Below are 17,960 nucleotides of genomic sequence, written 5' to 3'. Positions count from 1 at the left end.
GGATCGAGCGAGACGAGGCAGACGTGTTCTCTGTCGGTTCGTCCACTCGGGTGTACGTAGTCGATGTCGGCGGCGGATCGACGGCAAACGCCTCCAAAGTCCCTGCCGCTCACTCATAAATAGTTGATAATGGACCGGCGGTGAACACCGCCAAAGTCCCTGCCGCTCACTCATAAATAGTTGATAATGGACCGGCGGTGAACACCGCCAAAGCCCCAGTCGCGAGGACGGCGCACGCTCGCTGTGCTCCTCACTCGATCGCTCACTTCGTTCGCTCCCTCGTTGCGGTGCTTGCGTCGCCTGCGCCGTCCTCGCGACTGCCCCTTTGAGTCCCGCCCCGCACCGCTCCGCACCGCAGCCTCACACCTCCCCAGCCTCGTCGCTCGCTTCGCTCGCGACTCCCTCGCGCGTGCTCCTCGGGCCGCCTTCGGCGGCCGCTCAGAGGCACGCGCCACCGCGGTTTTAGTTATACAATGACGACCCTTCTCACGCCTCCTGCGTCGTCCACGCCACCTCGTAGCCCGCCTCGCGAACCGCCGTCAGGACGCGATCGACGTGGGCCGGGCCGTTCGTCTCCACCTCGAACACGAGGTCGGCGTCGCCCACCGGGAGGTCCGGGCGGCTCCGCTCGTGGCGCACCGTCCGGATGTTCGCGCGCTCGCCGCCGATCAGCGTGGCGATCTCGCCCATCGTGCCGGGGGTGTCGTCGATGCGGACCGACAGCTCGATCAGCTGGTCGCGGTCGACGAGCGCGTGGGTGACCACCTCTTTCAGCGTCGTCACGTCGATGTTACCGCCACAGAGGAGGGGGACGACGGTCTCGCCGGCCAAGTCGAGGTCGTCGACCGCGTCGTCGTCGAGCAGCGCGGCCGCGGCGGTCGCGCCCGCGCCCTCGACCATCTGCTTCGCGCGCTCTAAGAGGAGGAGAATCGCGTTCGCCACGTCGTCGTCGCTCACGACGACCACGTCGTCGAGGTGCTCGTTCAAGAGCCCGAACGTGAGTTCGCTCAGCCCGCCGGTCGCGATCCCGTCCGCGATCGTGTCCGGCTCCTCCCGCGTCACGAGTTCGCCCGCTCGCAGGCTCTCCGAGAGCGTCGAGGCGCCCTCGGTCTGAACGCCCACCACGCGCGTCTCGGGCGAGCGCGCCTTGACCGCGGTGGCGACCCCGCCAGCGAGCCCCCCGCCGCCGACCGGCACGAGGACGGTATCGACGTCGGGTACCTGATCGACGACCTCCAGCCCGAGCGTCCCCTGTCCGGCGACCACGTCCGGGTCGTCGAACGCGTGGACGAACCGCGCGCCGGGGTCGTCGGTCAGCGTCCGGGCGTGCGCCATCGCCTCCGGGAACGCGCTCCCCCGGAGCACGACTTCGGCGCCGTACGCGCGGGTGGCCTCGATCTTCGCCGCCGGCGCCGACTCCGGCATCACGATCGTCGCACCGATCCCGGCGTCCGCCGCCGCCAGCGCCACCCCCTGCGCGTGGTTGCCCGCGCTCGCGGCCACGACGCGCTCGATGGCGGGCTCGTCGGTCCCCTCCCCGGAGCCGTCGATCGCCTGCGAGATCGCGTTGTACGCCCCGCGCGTCTTGAACGAGCCGGTGCGCTGGAGGTGTTCCATCTTGAGGCGCACGTCGGCGCCGCACCGCTCGCTCAGCGACCGGCTCCGCTCGACGGACGTGCGCTGGACGATGTCGGTGCCGGCGAGCCGCTCGGCGGCGGCCTCGACGTCGTCGACCGTGACTGGGGACATGCCGGCGGTGTTCGCCCGATCCCGTGAAAAGAACTCGGATACGGAACGGAGTTTCGGCTCGATTCCCGCCCGGCTATCGCTTCCCGAGCGCCTCCTCGAAGACGCGTTGGGCCCGCTCGTACCCCTCGTTCCGGTCGACTATCGGATGCGGGTAGTCGGGGGCGAGTTCCTCGCGTTCCGCCCGCGAGAGCGTCGGCCAGTCGACGACCGTCCCGGCGGGCACGTCCGCCAGTTCCGGGACGTACGCCTTCACGTAGCGGGCCCCGTCGTCGTACTTCGACATCTGGCTCACCGGGTCGAAGATGCGGACGTCGACGGAGTCGGTCCCGGTCGAGGCGGTCCACTGCCACGCGCCGTGGTTCGACGCGTAGTCGTGGTCGATCAGCTGCTTCGTGAAGTAGCGCGCGCCGCGCCGCCAGTCGATGAGGAGGTGCTTGGTGAGGAAGCTCGCGACGACCTGCCGCGGGCGGTTGTGAATATACCCCTCCGCGTTCAGCTGGCGCATTCCGGCGTCGACGAGCGGGTAGCCGGTCTCGCCGCGCGTCCACGCCTCGAAGTCGTCGTCGGCCTCGCGCCACGCGATTTCGTTCGGGAACGACTTGTAGTTCGACACCGCCAGGTCGGGGTTGTAGTACAGCAGGTGGTACATCTGCTCGCGCCACGACAGCTCGTAGCGGTACTTGTCGACGTTGCGGCGCTCACCTCCCGTCACGGCGTCGTACACGTCGCTCGCGCCGGCCCACACTTCGCGGATCCCGATCGCCCCGGTCGCGAGGTACGGTGACATCCGGGAGACGGCGTGCGTCGGCGCCTCGACGGCCCGCGCGAGGTCGTCGCGGGTGTCGTTGTACGAGGCGATCCCGTAGTCGAGGAACTCGTCGAAGCGCTCTCGCGCGGCGTCGTACCCCGCGGCCGGGAGGTCGACGTCGACCTCGGGCTCGGGAACGGTCTTGCCGTCGCGCACGTCGGCCAGCGCGTCCGGGTCAGGCTCGGCGTACGGGCCGCGCTTTGGCACCGCCTCCCAGTCGTCGTGGAACTGACTGTGGTTCGGGTACCGTTCTTCCAACCGCCCGGGGTCCACCAGCACCACGTCGGTCCGGGAGTCCGTCTCGACGCCCGCGTCCCCGAGCGCGTCCTCGACCGCCCGCTGTCGGTTCCGGCGCGCCGGGCGGTAGTGGTCGTCGTAGAACACCGTGTCGGCGTCGTACTCGTCGGCGAGGTCGACGAGGACCTCGTCCGGGTCGCCCGCGCGGACGACCAGGTCGCTGCCGAGTTCGCGGTAGCGCTCCTCCACCCGCTTCACGTGGCGGAGGAAGAAGGCGCGCTGGCGCGCGCCGACGGTCGCGAGCAGGTCGGCGTCGTACACGAAGACCGGCACGACCGTCCCCGACCGTGCCGCGGCCGCGAGCCCGGCGTTGTCTCGCGTGCGAGCGTCCCCTCGGTGCCAGAACAGTTGCATACGAACGGCAGGTGCGCCAGCGGATAGTGTCTGTCGCTCGCTCGGGCGGCGTGCCCGGAGCCCCCGTATCGCCAGTACGTTCAAGACGCTCCGTCACGAATCCTGTCCTGTATGACCCGACGCGATCCCTTCGACGAGATCGAGGACCTGCTCGAACGGATGGGCCACGAGTTCGAGGAACTCGGCGGGACGCTGGAGGGGGCCGGCCCCGACGTGCCGCGGTTCCCCGGTGCCAGAGACGTGGACGTCGACGTCTACGGGGACGACGAGGCGATCACCGTCGTCGCCGACCTCCCGGGGTTCGACGCCGACGACATCGACGTGGAACTGCGCGACGACTCACTCGTGATCGCCGGCTCTCGCGAGGACTCGAGTGACTTCGACGTCTCCGACGCGGGCGGAGACGAAGACGAAGGCGAGGACGCCGTCCGCTATCACCGACGCGAGCGACGCCTCCAGTCCGTCTCTCGGCGCGTCCCGATCCCGGAGCCGGTCGAGGCCAACGCGGCGACCGCCTCCTTCGACGCCGGCGTGCTCACCGTCACTCTCCCCAAGCGCTCGGCCGACGACGACCGCGGTCACACGATCGACGTGAACTGAACCCGGTCGCGCCGCCGGGACGGGAGCGTTTCGGGTCGAATTCGCCGCCGGAGTCCGTATCGGTGCCTGCCGCGATCGGGAGGTAGCACGTCTCACTCTCTCTTTAATAGCTCACGGCGCCTCCGTAAGGGTGAGTACCATGAACACCACGAACCCCTTCGACGACATTGAACAGTTCCTCGGCCGCACCCCCTTCGCGGGCGAGCGAGCGTGGGGTCGTGACCTCCGGACCGCCGACATCGACGTCACGGAGTACGACGACGAGTTCGTCGTGATGGCCGACCTCCCGGGATTCGACCGCGACGGTATCGACGTTCGCGTCGACGACGACCGGCTCACCATCGCCGCCGAGCGCGACGCTGAACACGAGGACGCCGACCGACGGTACCTCCGACGCGAGCGCCGCCACGAGTCCGTCACCCGGACCGTCGACCTCCCCGCGACCATCCGTCCCGACGAGGCGACCGCGACCTACCGCCACGGCGTCCTCACCGTGACGATCCCCCTCGACGCCGTCGAGGCGGACGAGGGACACCGGATCGACGTGAACTGATCCGGGCGGCCTCTGGGTGACCCGACCGGCGTGCGCCGACCGACCCCGAAGCGACATCCTCCAATTTATTCCCTCCGAACCGATCGCCTGCGGACCGATCTCGCCCCCTCCACACTCCCTGTCGATCCGAACTCCCACCTCTTCCGTCCGGTCGATGGTTTCTCCACGCTAGAAGTGCTATCGTATCTCATGACCGACACCGACCACGCGGCGGCCAGGCGCGACCTGGTGGCCGCGCTCCGCCGGCGCCTCGACGTGAGCGAGCGGACGCTGTCGGCGATCGAGGCCGTCCCGCGCCACGAGTTCGTCCCCGAAGCCCACGTGGACTCCGCCTACGACGACCGACCCCTCCCGATCGGCCACGAGCAGACGGTCAGCGCGCCACACATGGTCGCGGTGATGACCGACCTCCTCGACGTCGAACGCGGTGACCGCGTCCTCGAGGTGGGTACCGGCTGCGGCTACCACGCGGCGGTCGTCGCTGAGATCGTCGGCCCCGGATCGGTCTTCTCCGCCGAGCGCGTTCCCGAACTCGCCGCCGACGCCCGGGAGCGACTCGCCCGCCTCGGCTACGACGTGACGGTCACGGCCGGTGACGGACGCGACGCGTTCGTCGACTCTGCCCCCTTCGACGCCGCCTACCTCACCTGTGCGGCGCCCGAGTCGGTCCCGGAAGCGATCCTCGACCGCGTTCAGCCGGGCGGTCGCGTCGTCGCGCCCGTCTCCGCGGGCGGCGAGCAGCGACTCGTCCGGCTCACGGTCCGCGCGGACGGCGTCGACCGCGAGGATCACGGCGGCGTGCGGTTCGTTCCGCTGCGGTAGTCGGGACCGCTAGCCGCCGCGGTCTCCGAGTGCGCTGCCGCCGCAGTCCCCGAGATTTCCTCGCACCGGATCGCCACCCACTCGACGAACGCACGCTTTTAGAGGACCGAGCCCCGAGTGCGGTCATGGACGACGCGTCGCTCAGGGCGGACATGATAGAGGGGCTCGAACACCAGATCGGCGAGTCCCTCGAGCCGCCCGTGTTGACCGCGCTCCAGCGCGTTCCCCGCGACCCGTTCGTCGACGACACTCCCCGGAGCGGAACCGTCGACGACGACGACCCCCACTCGCTGTCGCTCGCGACGGTGGTCCGGCTCGTCACGGCGCTCGACGCGACCGAGGGCGACTCGGTTCTCGTCGTCGGCGCCGGAATCGGCTACTCGGTCGCGATGCTCGCCGAAATCGCCGGCGCGCGTCACGTTCACGCGGTCGACATCGACCGCGCCGCCGTCGTGGCCGCGCGTTCGAACCTCGACGCCGCCGGATATGAGGCCGTCCTCGTCGACCGCGCTGACGGCGCCGACGGACTGCCGGCGTACGCGCCGTACGACAGAATCCTCCTCGAAGCCGCGGTGGTCGAGCCGCCGCGTGCCCTCCGCGAGCAGCTGGCGCCCGGCGGACGGCTGGTCTACCCGCGCGGCGCGGGCGTTCAGACGGTCGCGGCGATCGAACCGTCCGCCGACGCGGACGCCGCAGGCGCCTCGACTGCCGACGGACCCGCTGCGGACGCTCCCGCTGCGGACCCCGGCGCGGGTGACGGAGAGGACCCGGCGCCCGCCGGGTTCGAGACGGTCGAGACGCACGGCCCGGCCCGGCTCAAACCGATGCTCGTCGACGGCGAACAGCCCGGCGTGGAACGGAACCGAGCACGGCGGGAAGACGCCGAACACGCCGAACGCGACCGCCGCCGTCGACACGGCTGGGAGCAGGACTGGATCGACTGGGACGACCATCTCTGACGCTCCCTCGTCGGAACCTGGCGAGATCACCGCCACGATTCGACCGGACCTCGGAGCGTCCGCGATGGCGTTTCACACCGCGGGCGTCGTTCACTCCTCGACGACGAGCACCTCCGTGTTCCCTCGCTCGTCGACGTAGTCCCCCTCCGCCGGCGGCTTGATATCGACCGTGAGCGTCCCGTCCGCCTGGTTCGGCCCCAGTTCGGGGTCGACGTCGACGGTCGCGATCCCTTCGCCGTTGGTCCGCGCGGTGACGACGCCGTCGATCCGCGCGGAGCCGCCCCGCACGATGACCGTCGCGTCCGCGACGCGGGAGCCGTCGGGGTCGACGACCGCGACCTCGATCGACTGGTCGCCGGGCGTGGTCACCTCGGGCTGCGGCTGCGCGTCGAGCTCGGTCGCCGCTAACCCGTTGATGTCGCCGATCATCCCCATCATCACGCTGAGGCTGGCGACGCCGACGACGAGCGCGATGACGAGGCGGACGGGGAGTCCCTCGATCGCTCGGGTATCGGTGCTGAACGTCCGGCGGTTCGCGGTGCGCGAGTCGTGTGCTCGATCGGACATACGCCTCGCTGGCCGCGGTATCGTTTATAAAAAATCGGCCCGCACGATCCGGGATCCCCCGGAGATTTTTGTCCGATACCGGTGCGATCCGACCGCGTGTACGTACTCGGACGCGACGACGCGGACGGCGACGGCGATGAACCAACTCCGCCCGCTGGAAGCGGTCCCGCCGACTCCTGCCCGCCACACACCGCTCGCATCGGTTCCTTCCTCGCCCGCGACGGGAGCGCCGGCGCGCCGCTCGGCGTCGACCTCGACCGCCCGCACGCGGGGGTCGTCTTCGGGAAGCGCGGGACCGGAAAGTCGTACACGCTCGGTGTCCTCGCCGAGGAAATCGCCGATGCCCGGGGCGTCGCTCCGATCGTCGTCGATCCGATGGGCGTCTTCGGCGGGCTCACCGCGGCCGGCGGCCGCGTCGTCGAGCCCGCCGTTCGCCCCGCCTCGATACCGCCGTCGGCGTGGCCGGAGCTGCTCGGTCTCGACCCGGCCAGCGGACCCGGGAGTCTCGTCTGGCGCGTCGTCGCGGACGCGGTCGAGGACGGCCGCGGTGACGCCGTCGACGACCCGGCCGACGAGCCCTCGTCCCCGTCGCTCGCGACGCTGCGGGAGGCGGTCGCCGCGGCCGACGCTCCGGCGGCGACCCGGCGGGCCGCGGCGAACCACCTCCGGCTGGCGTCGTCTTGGGGCGTCTTCGACGCCGACTCCCCGCCGGTTTCGTCTCTCGCGGCGGACGGTAATCCCGCGGTACTGGACCTCGCAGGCGTCCCCGACGCGGCGTCGGCCGCCGTCGTCCGCGCGGTCGCTCGTGGGCTCTACGACGCCCGGGTCGCGGGCGACCGCTCGCGACTCCCGTGGCTGCTCGTCGACGAGGCACACGCCTTCTTCGACGGCGTCGCCGACCCAGCGCTCCGGACGCTTCTGACGCGCGGTCGGGCGCCCGGCGTCTCGCTGGTCTGTGCGACACAGCGCCCGGCCGCGCTACCGAGCGTCGCCGTCTCGCAGTCCGATCTCCTCGTCTCGCACCGCCTCACCGCCGAACGCGACGTGAACCGGTTGGCCGAGGCGGAGGCGACGTACCTCGGCGGCGACCTCTCCTCCCGACTTCCCGAGGGCGTGGGCGAGGCGCTCGTCGTCGACGACGCGACCGAGACCGCCCACACCGTCCGCGTCCGGGAACGCCGAACGCCGCACGAGGGCGAGAGTCCGCGCGCGAGCCGGTCGTTTGACGCGACGTAGCCCCGAAGCGCTTCAGAACGCACAAGCCGCCGCGGACGCTCTCGACCTCATGGATCGGACGCCCTACGGATTCCTCCTCGTCGCGGTCGGCGGATTCCTCGGTGCCGTCGCGAGACACGCCGTCGACGGTGCGGTCACTGCGACGGTCGCCGCGGCCGCGCTCGGCGGCGGTCTCACGCCCTTCTCGACGCCGCCGACCGGCCTCGGGACGTTGGTCGCGAACGTCGCCGGCTCGTTCGCGCTCGGACTCCTGTTGAGCCGCGCGCCGAGCGCCAGAACGCGGCTGCTGGTCGGGACCGGCGCGCTCTCCTCGTTCACGACGTACAGCACCTTCGTCGCCGACGCGGTCGCGCTCGGGACGCCGGCGGGTGCGTGGTACGTCGGCGTCAGCTACGCGACCGGGTTCGCCGCGGCCGCGCTCGGTCTCGCGGTCGGAGGGGGGTGGCGGCGATGACAACCGCACCCCTGCTCACGGCGACGCTCGTCGGCGTCGGCGGCGCGCTCGGGGCCGTCTCGCGACACGCGGTCGGCCTCCGCGTCGAGGGACGCCGGTCGCTCATCCTCGTCAACGCGCTCGGTAGCTTCGCACTCGGAACGGTGTCCGCCGCCCCGATCGGATCGGCGGCGGCGCTGCTCTTCGGGGTCGGTTTCTGCGGCGCGTTCACGACGTTCTCGTCGTTCGCGGCCGGAACGGTCCGCGCCGCGACCGAGCGCGGGCCTCGCGACGCGGCGACCCTCGCGGCCTCGACGCTCGCTGCGGCGCTCGTCGCCTTTCTCCTCGGGGCGCTCCTCGTCGCTCGGGTCTTCGGATGAGCGCCGGTCGCTCCCGCCGGCCGAGACGCTCGGCCTGAATTCGCCCTGCTGGAGGTCGAGAAGCGATAGGTACAGCATCCTCCGGTCCCTACGCGAGCCCGTGACCGACACCGATCGTCCCGTCGATAGCGAGTCGACTGACTCGGCCGACTCGGGGCGGCTCTCCGACGACACGGACCCCGAGGAAGTCCCCGAGTTCGGCGACCTCTCTGTCCTCCAACGCGGATTCGTCGCGGCCGCCCAGAATCCCTCGCGCGGGATCCTCGTCGTCGGCCTGTTCGCGTTCGCGCTCGCCTTCTACGTCGCGTTCTGGCTGTCGTTCCCGAGAGCGGCCGGCCTCCTCACGGCGGTCGCGGTCGTCGTCGCCGTCGTGGCGGGCCTCGTCTACTGGCTTCTCGACCGGCTCTCCGGCTGACCGCCGGATTCTCGTCGATGTCTCACGGCCGCGGTTCGTAGAACTCCCGGAGCGGGCGCCCGAACGCGGGCGCGAGCGTGGCGACCCCCTCGCCGACCAACACGTCGCGGTCGGTGAACGCCGGTTCCACCCGCGCGCCGAGCGCCACGTCGCTCGCGGCGTCGCTCTCCAGGTACTCCCGGACCGTGCTGAACTCCCGCTCCCGCTCGACGACGTACCGATCGCCGTCGATGAACGGTCCGTAGGTGTCGGGGTCGACGTCGTCGACGTACGACTCGTAGAAGCTCGCGGCGTGTTTCCGGACCGCGACCGGCGGCCCTTCGTGGCGCTCGACGGCGGGGCGCTCGGTCACCTCGAGTTCCGCGTACAGCGCGGCTCTGGGCGTCTCGTCGGGGCCGTCGCGGTCGTTCGCCTCCGCCCCGTCGGTCACGGCGCGCGCTCGGAGCACGTCGAAGCCGCGGTCGTTCAGCCCGCCGACGATCCCGTCCAGCGAGCGGCGGAGCTGCGGCCACAGTTGGTCGTCGACCACGTCGGGCGCGTCGAAGACCACTGCGACCGGGGTCGTCTCCCGCCGATCGAGGTGGTCTCGGACCTCGCTCGGAGTGAGCGGGTTGGGGTCGTCCGGTTCGAAGAGCCCCTCGTTCGGCGCCGCGAGCAGCTCGCGGGCGTAGTGTTGGAACCGCGCGAGGTTCGTCGCCGACAGCACCGCGGCGACGTTGCGCGTCGGGTCCGTGGGGTCGACGACGACGAGGGGGTCCTCGAACGTGCGCTCCGCGTGCCCCTCGGGGTCGAACTCCACCGGCGGGTGCCAGCTCCGCGCCGACTCGACGAGGGGGACGAACCCGCCGAGTTCCAACACCAGCAGCTCCGTCAGGTACCCGGAGAACCCCTCGGTGCGGAGGTCGCTCCCGTACGCGCCGATCCCCTTCAGGAAGGCCTTCGCCAGCACCACGTCCGCCGCGAGGTCGTCGTCGAGCCGCGCCGAGAGGTACGCGTCGTGGAACGGAGTGCGGTCGACCGCCGAGACGAGGTCGCCGGCGGTCTCCACGTCGTGACAGGGGACCAGATCGACGTCGAACCCGTCGTAGCTCCCCTTCACGTACGGGTGTTCGGCGTACTCCTCGTGGCCGTCCGGCAGGACCGCGTGGCCGACCGCGAGCCCGTACTCCTCTAACTCGGTGCGGTCGAGATCGGCATCGAACCGCACGAACAGATCGATGTCGCGGTCGCCGGCGACCCACGTGCCGCGCGCGGTCGACCCGACCTGAACCACGCCGGCGTCGACCGGCAGATCGGCTATCGCCTCGCGGGTCCGGTCCGTCAGCTCCGCGGCCGTCGCGCGGAGCCGCTCGCGCTCCTCAGGCTCCGGGAAGACGCGCTCGCGGATCCGCGACAGCACCGCGTCCAACCCGTCGCCGTGCGCCTCCGCGTCGTCCATACCGACACCTCTCGCGGTCCGGCCGAAAACGTGTCGGTCGCTTCGGCGTTGGAGTCGACCGCGAGCGGGGTCGACGGTCCCCCCCGCACGCACCCGGTAGCGTCCGGTTCGGTGAGAAGGCCCGGCGCGCGGACGGCGGACAGGGGACGGCCTCACGACACCGCGTGACACGAACCGCAACCGACCAGCGTCCCTCCGTCGGGCGGAAACGAAAGCCCTATCAAAACAACGTGAGTACCCGAAGATGAGCCGAAGTAGCTCAGTTGGTAGAGCGCCTCGCTGTTAACGAGGCGGTCCCAGGTTCGAGTCCTGGCTTCGGCGCCTCCCGTTGTTCGTCGACACTACCCCCACCAGCGGTCGGCTCGCCCACCGTAACCCACCTGCCACCAGTCATGTCAGACCGAAGCGAGCGGCTCGCCTCACTCGAGGGGCCGCACGAACGGGGACAGGCCGCCGAGGCGATCGTGAAGTCCGAACTCGTGAGCCGCGGCGTCTCCGTATTGATTCCCGCGTACGACAACGAACCGTACGACGTTGCGATCGAGCTGGGCGGTGAGTTCCATCGCATTCAGATCAAAACCGCCTTCGAGGCGACTACCGACGGAGCGGTACGATTCCGGACTCGGAGCACGCGGACGAAAAGCTCCGGATACGAGCGAGAGGGATACGACGGGCGCGTCGACTTCTTCGCGGTCTACGCTCCCGTTCGCGACGACGCGTATCTCGTCAGCATCGAAGAGACCAGCGAGACGCAGATGACTATCCGATACGAGCCCGCCGCGAACAACGACCGAGCGAACGTGAACTGGCACGCCGAGTACCGACTCGGCACGGTTCTCGACCGCCTCCGGTCAGCGTAATGCGGTAACCTCAAGACTGTGCCTCTTCTACGCCGAAATCGCACGGGCCCTTAGCTTAGTCCGGTTAAAGCGACTCGCTCATAACGAGTTGATCGCCGGTTCGAATCCGGCAGGGCCCATCCTCTCGCCGCCGTTCCCGACCGTTACTCCAACAGTTCCACCAGCTCGTTCACGTCCTCGACGACCGCGTCCGCGCCGCCCGCGGCGAACTTCTCGCGGCCCGCCTCGCCGGTGAGCCCGCCCGTCAGGACGCCGATACCGTAGTAGACCCGCGTCTCGTCGGTCTCGTCGGCGTTGCGCGCGGTCCGCACGTCGTCGAGCGTGTCGCCCGCGAACGCGACGCGCTCGGCGCCGAACCGCTCGGCGAGTTCGACGAGCGCCTTGGGGTGCGGCTTCCCCTCCTCCCAGTCGTCCATCGTGAACCGACGGTCCTCGGGCACGTCGAGACCGACGCGCTCCAGGGCGATGTCGGCCTCGGCGGCGGGACGGCCGGTGAGCACGCCCACGTCGAACCGCGCGGTGAGGGAGTCGATCGTCTCGGGATCGACGAGCGTCGGCTCGTCGTGAATGTACCCGTCCGCCTCGATCGGCGGCTCGCCGCCCTCCAGTTCGCGGTACAGCTCCGATCCGAGGTACAGCGCCTGAAAGGTCTCACGGAGAGCGTCCCGGTCCCACTGGTCGCGGACGCGGGCCTGTGCGACCCGCGGGAGGTCGCCGACGACCTCCTTGGCCGCGTCGAGCCCGCCGCCGAGCTCGCCGACGCGGTCCGTGAACTCCTCGACGTCCATCCGGAGCCCCTCGCGGCGGGCTAACACGTACAGCGCGGCCGCGTCCGTCAGCTCCCAGTCGTTGTTGAACCCGCCGGCGTCCTTGAACGCCTGAACCGTCTCCCGGTCGATCGGCTTGCCGCAGACCCGGTCGACCGATTCGAGGATCGCCCGCCGGTAGGAGTCCGCCACGTCGACCAACACCCCGTCGATGTCGAGGACCACTGCGTCGACCTGCATACCGCAACGCCGGCTGGCGGCGGAATGAACGTTCGGGTTCGTGTCGACGTCGCCGGTTCGACGCGTAACCGGGCGACGGTCGCCGCCGCGCCCCCGGTGTCGATCGGCGCTGAACGTGACTCACCGCGCGACGTATGTGACCGTCCCTGACGCCGTCGTCCGTCGCCCGACGTCGACGATCGGTTCCTCGAACCCCAGCGTGGTGAACACGCAGGCGGCGTCGAGCCGGTCGGCCAGCGCGACGGTCGGCCGCTGGAGCTCGGCGGGGAGGTTCCGGGCGTACACGGCGTCGACGCCCGTCGCGTTCGGCGCGGTTCCGCCGCCGTCGCGCGCGTCTGCGCCGCCGCCATCGCGCCCGCCCGTGCCGAGTCCGAGCGCGCGCCGAAGGGCGCGGTCGTCCGCCGCCAGCGTCGTCACGTCGGCTTCGACGACCCGGAGGCGTCCCTCGCCGGACGCCCGCGTCTCACTCGCCGCCTCGCGCGCCGCCTCACCCACCTCGACGTCGACCGCGATGACGTCGCAGCCGCGCTCTGCGAGCGCGCGAGCGACGCCCGGGCGCCGGCCGACGCCGACCTCGATCAGTCGCCCGTATCCGTCGAGGGCGTCCGCGAGCGCCCGCCCTGACGGTGTCGGTGGTACCACGGCGCGGGCTTTATGACCGCGGCGGTCAAAAGCGGTTCCATGCTCGTGGACATCGTCCCGGTCGGAGAGGTCACCCCCCAAGTGAAACGGGAGGCCTCCGGCGCGCTGCGTTCCGTATACGACTGCGACGTGACGGTCCACGACGACCAAGCGATCCCCGACACCGCCTACGACGCCGACCGCGGACAGTACCGCGCCGAGGACCTCATCGAGACGGTCACGCGCGTGGGCGGCGGCGAGAAGAATATCGGCATCACCCCCGAGGACCTCTACTACCGCCGCCGGAACTACGTGTTCGGGCTCGCGTATCTCAACGGAAGCGGCTCCGTCATCTCCACGCACCGCCTCCGCACGTCCTCCGACGGCGGCGTCTCGACCAAGCCCGCGGTCGACGTCTTCGGCGACCGCGTCCGCAAGGAGGTCGTCCACGAGATCGGCCACACGCTCGGCTTAGAACACTGCGACAACAGCAAGTGCGTGATGTCGTTTTCGCCCACCGTCCGCGAGGTCGACGTGAAAGAGGAGAACCTCTGTGGCACCTGCTCGCGGCTCGTCCGCTGACGCCGCGAACGCGCTCGGTACCACTCTCGCTCTCACCTTCGACCGCCGGTAGACGTAAAGTCCGCCCCGCACAATACACACGTATGGCCGCAAAGCCGGAATACCGCGACCGGCCGGACGTCGAGGTCGCGCTGCTCGACGCGCTCGTCGACCGCGGCGACGAGGGGATGACCGTTCTCGAACTTCGCGCAGCCGTCGACGCCGACATCGACGCCGTCGAAGAGGGGCTCTCGGCGCTGAAAGCCGACTCGCTGATCACCGTCGAGACCAACGAGAGCGTTCGCGTGTACGCACACGACAAGGTGATCCCCGACCCGGAGGCGGCGACCGAAGACCCCTCTGAGAGCCTCGTCGACGCGATCCGCGACCGGATCGGACTGTAACACCCGGAGACGGCGCCCTTTTGCCTCTCGATCGCGTCTCTGCGACCATGACACTCGTCTCCGGCACCCACGACGCGCACGGCGCGGCGTACCGCGACCGCGGCGGTCGCGAGGTGGTCGACCACTACGGAAAGCCCGTCCGCGTCGGTAAAGCGGTCCGCAAGATCGCCGGCGTGATCGAGATGGGGTACGGCGTCCTCGCCGTCAGGGGCGGCGATCGCGTCGAGTTCGTCGACAACGCCGTCTCGAACCGCGTCCCGACCGCGGACGGCGAGGGAACGTACGCCCTGCTGCTCGACCCACAGGGCGGGATCGAGACGGACATGTACGTGTACAACGCCGACGAGCGACTGCTCGTCTTTCTCCCGCCGGAGCGGGTCGAGGCGGTCGCGACCGACTGGCAAGAGAAGGTGTTCATCCAGGACGTCGAGATCGACGACATCTCCGACGAACTCGGCGTGTTCGGCGTCCACGGCCCCAAGTCCACCGAGAAGGTCGCCTCCGTCCTCGGCGGTCCCGGCGCGCCCGAAGCCCCCCTCTCGTTCGTCCGCGGCTCGATGGTCGACGCCGGCGTCACCGTGATCGCGACTGACGCGCCGCTCGGCGAGGAGGGGTACGAGATCGTCTGCGCCGCCGACGACGCGGGCGACGTGTTCGACACCCTGATCAACCGCGGACTCAACGCCACGCCCTTCGGCTACCGGACGTGGGACGCGCTCGCGACCGAGGCCGGAACGCCGCTCTTCGAGTACGAACTGGCCGGAACGGTCCCGAACGTCTTAGGGCTCCGGAACGCGCTCGATTTCGACAAAGGGTGTTACGTCGGACAGGAGGTCGTCTCACGTGTGGAAAACCAGGGCCGGCCCAGCCGTCGCCTGGTTGGCCTCGAACTCGACGGCCTCGCCGAGGCGGTCGCCGCCGTCGGCCCCGACGCGGACCCGCAGGGGGTCGACCGCGCGCTCCCCGCGTCCGGCGCGGCCGTCTTCGACGGCGACGAGGCGATCGGCGAGGTCACCCGCGCCGCGGTCGGGTCGGCGACGGACGCCCCGATCGCATTGGCGTTGGTCGCGTTCGACGCCGACCTCGGCGAGGTCACCGTCCGCGTCGACGGCGAGGAGATCGCGGCGACCGCCCTCGACCTTCCGTTCGTCGAGGGGAGCGCCCGGTCCGCGCGACTCCCGGCCTACCCGGAGCTGCGAGCCTGACGCCGGCCGCCGTTCACAGCGCGAACCCGACGATCGAGTAGAGCGTGAACCCGAGCGCGAACGCGCCGACCAGCGACCCGACCCACGCGAGGACGGTGTATCCCATCTTCTTGCGGCTCACGCCCGCGTCGCCCGCGGCGTAGCCCGCGCCGACGATCGCGGAGACGATGATCTCGTTGAACGAGACGGGGATGCCGAAGGCGACGGCGGTCTGTGCGATCGCGAACGACGGGATGAGCGCCGAGATCGACCGCCGCGGCCCCATGGAGGCGTAGTCCTGCGAGATCGCTTTGATCATCCGGGGCGCGCCGGTCCACGACCCGGCCAGCAGGCCGACGCCGCCGCCGACGAGCAGCGCCCACAGCGGTACGCCGACCTCGCCGAAGATCGGCACGAGCGGGCCGATAGCCAGCCCGACCTGCGACCCGCCGGCCGAGAACGCCACCAGCCCGCCCATGGCCAACAGGAACCGCCGCTGTGCCCCCTCGCGGTCGCGCCCGAGATCGAGGTACACGAGGGTCGCGACGAGCGCGGCGACCGCGAGGCTCACGACGGCGAAGCCGGCGTCGCCGACGCCGAGGTCCGACCCGAGGACGGACGCGACGGAGGCCTGTTCGCCCGCGGGACCGAGCAGCGCGAACCCGACGTTCGCGAGGATCGCTCCCACGAGCCCGGCGAGGACCGCCGTGAGCGCCCGCTCGGGTAGCGCCTCCCCGGTGAGCATCCGCGCGACCGTGTAGGCGACGCCGCCGCCGACGAACGGGGTGAGCACCCACAGCGTCATGATCTCGGCGTACTTCGGCCACGCGGGGCTCCCGCCCATCGCGATCCCGACGCCGACGACCGCGCCCGTGACGGTGAACGCCGTCGCGATGGGGTACCCCGCGAAGACGCCGACCGCGACGAGCGCGGCGGCCGTGACGAGCGCGACGATGGCCGCCACGGCGGTGAGCGTCACCCCGCCGATCAGTTCGGTCCCGACCGCTTCGGTGACGTTCGCCCCCTGGAGGATCGCACCGAAGAGGCCGAGGACGCCGACGACGAGTCCGGCGCGCATCACGGAGATGGCGTTCGCGCCGACGGCGGGCGCGAACGGGGTCGACCCGGAGGACCCGGCCCCGATCGACCACGCCATGAACAGGCTGGCGGCGGCGGCGACGAGCAGCGTGGCGGCGGTGACGACGACCATCAGTCGCGCCCGTCGTCGTAGCCTTCGCGCAGCCCCGTCACCGTGCGACGGACGAGGAGGAACCCGAAGAAGAACAGGCCGAGAAGACCGACCAATAGGATCACGAACAGCGGCTGGACCGGGAGCATACGCCTGAATCCGTCGGAACGCGGTTATAAGTTTCGAGCCGAGCGCCGCCGGAATCCGCCGGTTTCCCGCCGCGTTCGGTCGATCGGCTCGGTGAGTAAAACGCTCGTTTGTGCCTCAGCCACGTATATGTCTTCACCCGGCTTACGTGTAACTGCGACCCCCCGCTTCGGCCCTCAACCGCTCGAAACCGCCGGCCGTCGCGCCGGCCGATCGGATTCGCACCGCTCCCTCCCCGGTACCCCCCTCCCTGCCCGGTACCCTGCGGCGACCGATCGCCGGCGACCGATCCGCGCCGATTCGGGTCCGCCACCGTGCACACGATCGACGGCCGGTTCGGCCGTGTGCGGGGCGTCGCGTCCGACCGCCGTCGCGGTCGACGGCGGCCCCCCGCTTTTCCTCGCTTCACTCCGCGTTACCGCCCTCGATCCGGAAGGTCTCGAAGGACTCGCCGGCCGGCGTCACCAGCTTCCCCGCTAGTCCGCGGCCGTCCCCGTTCGGGGTCAGCTCGGCGTGTGCCGCGCGGTTGCCCCGCGGCTGCGCGTGGCTGCCCGGGTTCAGTATCGGGAGTCCGCCGGAGTCGTCGAACCGCGGTCGGTGGCTGTGACCGCAGATCACGGCGTCCGCGTCGCGGCCGCGCCCGAGCATGGTCAGCCCCGTGTCACCGCTTCGGTGGCGGTGCGTGACAGCGAACCTGACGCCCCCGTACTCGACCGTTCGCACCTCGGGGACGCGGTCGCGGACCGCGGCGTCGTCGTTGTTGCCGTAGACGGCCCGGAGCGTGTCGGCCGCGGCCTCGAAGGCGTCGAGGACCGGTTCGCGGTAGAAGTCGCCCGCGTGGATCACGGTGTCGGCCTCGCGGACCGCCTCCGCGGTCCGTCCCTGAAGCCGCGACTCCTCGCGTGCGTGCGTGTCGGAGACGACGACGAGCATACCGACCGTCGGCGCCGCCGCGATTTAAAAAGCGCGTCCTGCGGTGGCGTCGCCGGCGCCTCTGGCAGCCGGCGGCGTAGCCGCCGGCGACGAGGTCGGGGAGGCGTGAGGTGCTGTGCCGGGCAGTGCGGGGCGGGACTCAAAGGGGCAGCCGTGAGGCGGGCGCAGGCGACGTAAGCACTGGAACGAGGGAGCGAACGGAGTGAGCGACCGAGTGAAGGGCGTGGTTCGAGAGAGCGACGCTCTCTCGTCATCACGAAAGGCGCCCCGCGCCTTTCGAACGACAGCAAGCGTGCGCCCGCCTCGCGGCCGGGGCTTTGGAAGTGTTCACCGCCGATCAACTATCAGCCATTTATAAGTGGGGGCAGGGGTTTTGAGGCGATGTTAAGTTAAGAACGAGGCGGTTGGTATTTCGAATGCTCTATGTCCGAATCCAACCGCCT

Annotated in this window: 20 protein-coding genes, 2 tRNA genes and 1 pseudogene; 14 read left to right on the top strand and 9 right to left on the bottom strand. The window is 70.6% G+C overall.

The window, feature by feature from the left end; all coding sequences use genetic code 11:
• Positions 1 to 486: 486 nt before the first annotated feature.
• Both ilvA and ABDZ89_RS10910 read right to left on the bottom strand, forming a co-directional pair.
• Positions 487 to 1,749 (bottom strand): threonine ammonia-lyase, encoded by a 1,263-nt coding sequence (gene ilvA, locus ABDZ89_RS10915; RefSeq protein WP_343779001.1) that lies wholly within the window; start codon positions 1,747 to 1,749, stop codon positions 487 to 489.
• A gap of 73 nt (positions 1,750 to 1,822) precedes the next feature.
• Positions 1,823 to 3,208 carry a cryptochrome/photolyase family protein gene (locus tag ABDZ89_RS10910; protein WP_343778999.1) on the bottom strand — a complete coding sequence of 462 codons (1,386 nt, stop codon included), beginning with the start codon at positions 3,206 to 3,208 and terminating at the stop codon, positions 1,823 to 1,825.
• Positions 3,209 to 3,319: 111 nt separating this feature from the next.
• Here ABDZ89_RS10910 and ABDZ89_RS10905 point away from each other — a divergent pair, with 111 nt between their 5' ends.
• The 4 genes from ABDZ89_RS10905 to ABDZ89_RS10890 all read left to right on the top strand — a co-directional run bounded on the left by ABDZ89_RS10905 (position 3,320) and on the right by ABDZ89_RS10890 (position 6,142).
• Positions 3,320 to 3,808 carry an Hsp20/alpha crystallin family protein gene (locus ABDZ89_RS10905; protein ID WP_343778997.1) on the top strand — a complete coding sequence of 163 codons (489 nt, stop codon included), beginning with the start codon at positions 3,320 to 3,322 and terminating at the stop codon, positions 3,806 to 3,808.
• A 139-nt stretch (positions 3,809 to 3,947) separates the two neighbouring features.
• Positions 3,948 to 4,361, top strand: coding sequence for an archaeal heat shock protein Hsp14 (gene hsp14 / locus ABDZ89_RS10900; RefSeq protein ID WP_343778995.1), 414 nt, complete (start codon positions 3,948 to 3,950; stop codon positions 4,359 to 4,361).
• A 189-nt stretch (positions 4,362 to 4,550) separates the two neighbouring features.
• A complete protein-coding gene (locus ABDZ89_RS10895; RefSeq protein ID WP_343778993.1) occupies positions 4,551 to 5,183 on the top strand; it encodes a protein-L-isoaspartate(D-aspartate) O-methyltransferase in 633 nt (210 codons plus the stop codon).
• A gap of 125 nt (positions 5,184 to 5,308) precedes the next feature.
• A complete protein-coding gene (locus ABDZ89_RS10890; protein WP_343778991.1) occupies positions 5,309 to 6,142 on the top strand; it encodes a protein-L-isoaspartate O-methyltransferase family protein in 834 nt (277 codons plus the stop codon).
• 90 nt (positions 6,143 to 6,232) lie between these two features.
• Here the strand turns inward: ABDZ89_RS10890 and ABDZ89_RS10885 are convergent, their stop codons facing one another.
• Positions 6,233 to 6,709, bottom strand: coding sequence for a DUF7382 domain-containing protein (locus ABDZ89_RS10885; RefSeq protein ID WP_343778989.1), 477 nt, complete (start codon positions 6,707 to 6,709; stop codon positions 6,233 to 6,235).
• A gap of 75 nt (positions 6,710 to 6,784) precedes the next feature.
• On the opposite strand from ABDZ89_RS10885, the gene ABDZ89_RS10880 reads away from it, so the two are divergent.
• From ABDZ89_RS10880 to ABDZ89_RS10865, 4 genes are all read left to right on the top strand, one after another.
• Positions 6,785 to 7,945, top strand: coding sequence for an ATP-binding protein (locus ABDZ89_RS10880; protein WP_343779828.1), 1,161 nt, complete (start codon positions 6,785 to 6,787; stop codon positions 7,943 to 7,945).
• A gap of 49 nt (positions 7,946 to 7,994) precedes the next feature.
• Positions 7,995 to 8,399: a fluoride efflux transporter FluC gene (locus tag ABDZ89_RS10875; protein WP_343778987.1), complete on the top strand. Its 405-nt coding sequence runs from the start codon at positions 7,995 to 7,997 to the stop codon at positions 8,397 to 8,399.
• The gene (locus ABDZ89_RS10870) at positions 8,396 to 8,758 is read left to right on the top strand and encodes a fluoride efflux transporter FluC (RefSeq protein WP_343778985.1); all 363 of its coding nucleotides are present in this window, start codon (positions 8,396 to 8,398) and stop codon (positions 8,756 to 8,758) included. The genes ABDZ89_RS10875 and ABDZ89_RS10870 overlap by 4 nt, the downstream gene beginning before the upstream one ends.
• 100 nt (positions 8,759 to 8,858) lie before the next feature.
• On the top strand, positions 8,859 to 9,173 hold the full coding sequence (locus ABDZ89_RS10865) for a hypothetical protein (RefSeq protein WP_343778983.1): 315 nt from the start codon (positions 8,859 to 8,861) through the stop codon (positions 9,171 to 9,173).
• A gap of 22 nt (positions 9,174 to 9,195) precedes the next feature.
• On the opposite strand, the gene cca is transcribed toward ABDZ89_RS10865, so the two are convergent.
• The gene (gene cca, locus ABDZ89_RS10860) at positions 9,196 to 10,611 is read right to left on the bottom strand and encodes a CCA tRNA nucleotidyltransferase (RefSeq protein ID WP_343778981.1); all 1,416 of its coding nucleotides are present in this window, start codon (positions 10,609 to 10,611) and stop codon (positions 9,196 to 9,198) included.
• Positions 10,612 to 10,859: 248 nt separating this feature from the next.
• Between cca and ABDZ89_RS10855 the strand changes: the two genes are divergently transcribed.
• The 3 genes from ABDZ89_RS10855 to ABDZ89_RS10845 all read left to right on the top strand — a co-directional run bounded on the left by ABDZ89_RS10855 (position 10,860) and on the right by ABDZ89_RS10845 (position 11,590).
• Positions 10,860 to 10,932: transfer RNA gene (locus ABDZ89_RS10855), tRNA-Asn, on the top strand.
• A 71-nt stretch (positions 10,933 to 11,003) separates the two neighbouring features.
• On the top strand, positions 11,004 to 11,471 hold the full coding sequence (locus ABDZ89_RS10850; RefSeq protein ID WP_343778979.1) for a group I intron-associated PD-(D/E)XK endonuclease: 468 nt from the start codon (positions 11,004 to 11,006) through the stop codon (positions 11,469 to 11,471).
• Between the two features lie 44 nt (positions 11,472 to 11,515).
• Positions 11,516 to 11,590 (top strand) — tRNA-Ile (locus ABDZ89_RS10845).
• A gap of 24 nt (positions 11,591 to 11,614) precedes the next feature.
• On the opposite strand, the gene ABDZ89_RS10840 is transcribed toward ABDZ89_RS10845, so the two are convergent.
• Together ABDZ89_RS10840 and ABDZ89_RS10835 are read right to left on the bottom strand one after the other, a co-directional pair.
• The gene (locus tag ABDZ89_RS10840; RefSeq protein ID WP_343778977.1) at positions 11,615 to 12,478 is read right to left on the bottom strand and encodes a TIGR01548 family HAD-type hydrolase; all 864 of its coding nucleotides are present in this window, start codon (positions 12,476 to 12,478) and stop codon (positions 11,615 to 11,617) included.
• A gap of 120 nt (positions 12,479 to 12,598) precedes the next feature.
• Positions 12,599 to 13,120 carry a UPF0146 family protein gene (locus ABDZ89_RS10835; protein WP_343778976.1) on the bottom strand — a complete coding sequence of 174 codons (522 nt, stop codon included), beginning with the start codon at positions 13,118 to 13,120 and terminating at the stop codon, positions 12,599 to 12,601.
• A gap of 39 nt (positions 13,121 to 13,159) precedes the next feature.
• Between ABDZ89_RS10835 and ABDZ89_RS10830 the strand changes: the two genes are divergently transcribed.
• From ABDZ89_RS10830 to ygfZ, 3 genes are all read left to right on the top strand, one after another.
• Positions 13,160 to 13,681, top strand: a complete 522-nt coding sequence (locus ABDZ89_RS10830) for an archaemetzincin family Zn-dependent metalloprotease (RefSeq protein ID WP_343778974.1) — start codon at positions 13,160 to 13,162, stop codon at positions 13,679 to 13,681.
• Between the two features lie 83 nt (positions 13,682 to 13,764).
• The gene (locus tag ABDZ89_RS10825) at positions 13,765 to 14,064 is read left to right on the top strand and encodes a DUF6432 family protein (RefSeq protein WP_343778972.1); all 300 of its coding nucleotides are present in this window, start codon (positions 13,765 to 13,767) and stop codon (positions 14,062 to 14,064) included.
• A gap of 47 nt (positions 14,065 to 14,111) precedes the next feature.
• Positions 14,112 to 15,269 (top strand): CAF17-like 4Fe-4S cluster assembly/insertion protein YgfZ, encoded by a 1,158-nt coding sequence (gene ygfZ / locus ABDZ89_RS10820; RefSeq protein WP_343778970.1) that lies wholly within the window; start codon positions 14,112 to 14,114, stop codon positions 15,267 to 15,269.
• A 13-nt stretch (positions 15,270 to 15,282) separates the two neighbouring features.
• On the opposite strand, the gene ABDZ89_RS10815 is transcribed toward ygfZ, so the two are convergent.
• From ABDZ89_RS10815 to ABDZ89_RS10805, 3 genes and pseudogenes are all read right to left on the bottom strand, one after another.
• Entirely contained in the window at positions 15,283 to 16,458 is a 1,176-nt protein-coding gene (locus tag ABDZ89_RS10815; protein ID WP_343778969.1) for an inorganic phosphate transporter, read from the bottom strand.
• A pseudogene (locus tag ABDZ89_RS10810) lies at positions 16,458 to 16,601 on the bottom strand (DUF7859 family protein); the annotation flags it as partial. The gene ABDZ89_RS10815 and the pseudogene ABDZ89_RS10810, both read right to left, overlap by 1 nt.
• Before the next feature lie 388 nt (positions 16,602 to 16,989).
• Positions 16,990 to 17,517, bottom strand: a complete 528-nt coding sequence (locus ABDZ89_RS10805; protein WP_343778966.1) for a metallophosphoesterase — start codon at positions 17,515 to 17,517, stop codon at positions 16,990 to 16,992.
• Positions 17,518 to 17,960 lie beyond the last annotated feature (443 nt).

The sequence above is a fragment of the Halorubrum ejinorense genome, from assembly GCF_039522565.1.
GTDB classification, from domain to species: Archaea; Halobacteriota; Halobacteria; order Halobacteriales; family Haloferacaceae; genus Halorubrum; species Halorubrum ejinorense.
Note: the sequence above shows the minus strand (reverse complement) of the source record. Positions and strands in the feature narration are given on the sequence as shown.

Coding starts and splice junctions, on each gene's coding strand:
- ABDZ89_RS10840 (WP_343778977.1), bottom strand. CDS start 12,478: ATGCAGGTCGACGCAGTGGTCCTCGACATCGACGGGGTGTTGGTCGAC.
- ygfZ (WP_343778970.1), top strand. CDS start 14,112: ATGACACTCGTCTCCGGCACCCACGACGCGCACGGCGCGGCGTACCGC.
- ABDZ89_RS10815 (WP_343778969.1), bottom strand. CDS start 16,458: ATGGTCGTCGTCACCGCCGCCACGCTGCTCGTCGCCGCCGCCGCCAGC.
- ABDZ89_RS10870 (WP_343778985.1), top strand. CDS start 8,396: ATGACAACCGCACCCCTGCTCACGGCGACGCTCGTCGGCGTCGGCGGC.
- ABDZ89_RS10830 (WP_343778974.1), top strand. CDS start 13,160: ATGCTCGTGGACATCGTCCCGGTCGGAGAGGTCACCCCCCAAGTGAAA.
- ABDZ89_RS10890 (WP_343778991.1), top strand. CDS start 5,309: ATGGACGACGCGTCGCTCAGGGCGGACATGATAGAGGGGCTCGAACAC.
- hsp14 (WP_343778995.1), top strand. CDS start 3,948: ATGAACACCACGAACCCCTTCGACGACATTGAACAGTTCCTCGGCCGC.
- ABDZ89_RS10885 (WP_343778989.1), bottom strand. CDS start 6,709: ATGTCCGATCGAGCACACGACTCGCGCACCGCGAACCGCCGGACGTTC.
- cca (WP_343778981.1), bottom strand. CDS start 10,611: ATGGACGACGCGGAGGCGCACGGCGACGGGTTGGACGCGGTGCTGTCG.
- ABDZ89_RS10910 (WP_343778999.1), bottom strand. CDS start 3,208: ATGCAACTGTTCTGGCACCGAGGGGACGCTCGCACGCGAGACAACGCC.
- ABDZ89_RS10805 (WP_343778966.1), bottom strand. CDS start 17,517: ATGCTCGTCGTCGTCTCCGACACGCACGCACGCGAGGAGTCGCGGCTT.
- ABDZ89_RS10905 (WP_343778997.1), top strand. CDS start 3,320: ATGACCCGACGCGATCCCTTCGACGAGATCGAGGACCTGCTCGAACGG.
- ABDZ89_RS10825 (WP_343778972.1), top strand. CDS start 13,765: ATGGCCGCAAAGCCGGAATACCGCGACCGGCCGGACGTCGAGGTCGCG.
- ABDZ89_RS10850 (WP_343778979.1), top strand. CDS start 11,004: ATGTCAGACCGAAGCGAGCGGCTCGCCTCACTCGAGGGGCCGCACGAA.
- ABDZ89_RS10875 (WP_343778987.1), top strand. CDS start 7,995: ATGGATCGGACGCCCTACGGATTCCTCCTCGTCGCGGTCGGCGGATTC.
- ABDZ89_RS10895 (WP_343778993.1), top strand. CDS start 4,551: ATGACCGACACCGACCACGCGGCGGCCAGGCGCGACCTGGTGGCCGCG.
- ilvA (WP_343779001.1), bottom strand. CDS start 1,749: ATGTCCCCAGTCACGGTCGACGACGTCGAGGCCGCCGCCGAGCGGCTC.